The sequence below is a fragment of the Micromonospora arida genome (genome assembly GCF_003857035.1).
In the GTDB taxonomy this organism is placed as follows: Bacteria; Actinomycetota; Actinomycetes; order Mycobacteriales; family Micromonosporaceae; genus Micromonospora; species Micromonospora arida.
Genome location: NZ_QGSY01000082.1, coordinates 1 through 2,103, shown reverse-complemented (window position 1 = coordinate 2,103; position 2,103 = coordinate 1). Strand labels below are relative to the sequence as shown.

4 protein-coding genes are annotated in these 2,103 nt (G+C 75.3%); 2 read left to right on the top strand and 2 right to left on the bottom strand.

What is annotated here, in order from left to right:
- Together DLJ58_RS02860 and DLJ58_RS02855 are read left to right on the top strand one after the other, a co-directional pair.
- A partial coding sequence (locus DLJ58_RS02860) for a pentapeptide repeat-containing protein (RefSeq protein ID WP_148097971.1) occupies positions 1-732 on the top strand: 732 nt, incomplete at its 5' end.
- A 152-nt stretch (positions 733-884) separates the two neighbouring features.
- The gene (locus DLJ58_RS02855; protein WP_124853719.1) at positions 885-1,121 is read left to right on the top strand and encodes a preprotein translocase YidC; all 237 of its coding nucleotides are present in this window, start codon (positions 885-887) and stop codon (positions 1,119-1,121) included.
- Positions 1,122-1,128: 7 nt separating this feature from the next.
- Here DLJ58_RS02855 and rnhA read toward each other — a convergent pair whose 3' ends face one another.
- Positions 1,129-1,602: a ribonuclease HI gene (rnhA, locus tag DLJ58_RS02850; protein WP_124853718.1), complete on the bottom strand. Its 474-nt coding sequence runs from the start codon at positions 1,600-1,602 to the stop codon at positions 1,129-1,131.
- A 10-nt stretch (positions 1,603-1,612) separates the two neighbouring features.
- Positions 1,613-2,103: lycopene cyclase family protein (locus tag DLJ58_RS02845; RefSeq protein ID WP_244218754.1), on the bottom strand; the 491-nt coding region annotated here is incomplete at its 5' end.

The following is a 2,103-nucleotide window of genomic DNA, read 5'->3' as shown; positions in this document are numbered from 1 at the left end:
CGCCCCGACCACCGCTGCGGCATCCACACCGAGCTGCGGCAGCGTGGCTTTCCCGGCTGCACGGTGTTCGACTGCTTCGGGGCCGGGCAGCAGGTCGCCCAGGTGACCTTCGGCGGGCGGGACTGGCGGGACGCGCCGGAGACGTTGCCGGCGATGGCGGAGGCGTTCGCGGTGCTGCGACCGCTGCACGAACTGCTCTGGTACCTCACCGAGGCGGTGGCGCTGCACCCGCCGGCCGATCTGCGCGCCGAGCTGGAACGCGCCCGCGCCGAGACGCTGACGCTCACCGAGGGTGGCCCGGCGCAACTTCGCGCGGTGGACGTCGCCGACCAACGGAACCGGGTCAACCCGCTGCTGTCCCGGGCCAGCGACGTGGCCCGCGCCCCCGGCGGCGCCGACCGGCGGGGCGCGCACCTGCTCGGGGTGGACCTGCGCCGCGTCGACCTGCGCCGGGCCAACCTGCGCGGAGCGCTGCTCATCGGCGCCGACCTGCGCGGAGCGGACCTCGGTCTGGCCGACGTCACCGGCGCGGACCTGCGCGGGGCCGACCTGCGGGGCGCGGACCTGCGGCGCACGCTCTTCCTGCATCAGACCCAGCTGGACGCCGCCCGAGGTGACACCCGCACCGGGCTGCCGCCGGAGCTCAGCCGGCCGGCGCACTGGACGGCGCTGCCGCTCACCCCGGTCCGTCAGCCGGCTCGCTCCCCCGCCCGTCGGGGCCGTCGCCGCTAAGGCCTGTCCGCCGCCGGACCCTGCGGCTGCCGTCCGCTGCGCCACAGGCCGAGACGGTGCTCGGCGGTCACCGCCGGCGGGTCAGGTTTCGGCCGGGACGACGCCGGGTAGCCAGCGCCGACGCGAACCGGCATCGACGGGGGGGCACGGCCGTGGGCTACCGAAATCGCCAGGGTGAGCAGCCGGGCGACCCGCAGCACAGCGAGGACGAGGCCGGCCAGACGCCACTGGTGCAGGTCGAGACGGACACCGAGGTCCCCGCACCGGCGGACACCGACGTCCGGCCGGACATCGTGACCGAGCCCGACAACTCGGGCGTCGTCGGGGGCTCGTCGGGCAGCAGCGGCGGCGGGTCGAGCATGCCGGGACACCCCGACGCGACCCGCTGACCCGGGCTCAGCGGGTGGTCAGCGCGCCCCGCGCCTCGGTCATGCCCTTGTTGGCGAGCCCGTCGGCCCGTTCGTTCTCCGGGTGGCCGTTGTGCCCCTTGACCCACAGCCAGGTGACCTCGTGCCGCTCGCAGGCCGCCTCCAGCCGCTGCCACAGGTCGGCGTTCTTCACCGGCTGCTTCGCGGCGGTCCGCCAACCGTTGCGTTTCCACGACGCCAGCCAACTGGTGATGCCGTTGCGCACGTACGTGCTGTCGGTGTGCAGCTCCACGGTGACCGGCCGGTTCAGGCTCTCCAACGCCTGGATGGCCGCCATCAGCTCCATCCGGTTGTTCGTGGTGGGCGTGGCCTCACCGCCGCACAGCTCCCGCTCGTGATCGCCGTAGCGCAGCAGCGCACCCCACCCACCCGGACCGGGGTTGCCACTGCACGCCCCGTCGGTCCAGATCTGCACGCCTCTGCCGGCCGCCGCGTCCACCATGCCCGGCAACCTACCGGGCGCGGACGTCGTCCTCCCCGCTCGGGGGGCCGCCGCGCCGCGCCGTCGGCGCCGAACCCACCACCGCTGGTGGGATGGCCGGCGCGGGCCGGGTGGGACGCACCCGGTCACGGACCCGCTGTACGGCGTCACCGGCGGTCGCGGCGATCATCGGCCACAGCCGGGTCGAGTTCATGATCGCGACCTCCTCGGCCGGAGTGGTGCCGCCGTCGAGGAAGCGCAACACCCGCTCGGCCGGGTTGCGGTCGAAGAGCCGATCGAAGAAATCGGGACCGCCCACCCCACCCCGGTCCAGCGCGCGCAGCGCCACCGCGTCCATCCAACGGTGCCGGCGCGGGTACGCCGGCGCGGGCACCGGCGCGCGGCCCGCGGCGAGGGCGCGGGCCACCTGGTCGGCCTGGCGGTACATGGCGGAGAAGGTGAAGCCGGTGGAGGGGCGGGTCGCGCCACCGGCCTCACCTTCTCCGCCATGTACCGCCAGGC

Bases quoted from the DNA above. Each gene is read 5' to 3' on its own strand.
- rnhA (WP_124853718.1), bottom strand. From the start codon at position 1,602: ATGGTGGACGCGGCGGCCGGCAGAGGCGTGCAGATCTGGACCGACGGG.